Here is a 260-nt window from a genome sequence, read left to right on the forward strand (position 1 = left end):
CCCCGGTCCCGGAACCCGACCCACCACCAGAACCCGAGCCAGAGGCACCGGAGGGGGATCCGGAGGACGGGGAAGACGATTCTGAGGGGGACGGGGAGGACAATTCCGAGGGGGATGAAGGGGATCAGGGGAACCACAACGACGGGGAGACCGATGCCCCGATGGGTCCGCAACCGTGTCTCGACCCGGTGGAGCTCATGCGCTCGCTGCCACCGCTGGGCGATACCCCGGCACCGGGGTTGTGGATCGACACCGAGGAC

At 68.5% G+C, this 260-nt stretch carries 1 pseudogene; it reads left to right on the forward strand.

The features are described 5' to 3' along the window. Positions 1-260 (forward strand): annotated as a pseudogene (locus tag NYP18_RS15345) (hypothetical protein); the annotation flags it as partial.

It is taken from the genome of Corynebacterium lemuris (genome assembly GCF_024919295.1).
GTDB lineage: Bacteria > Actinomycetota > Actinomycetes > Mycobacteriales > Mycobacteriaceae > Corynebacterium > Corynebacterium lemuris.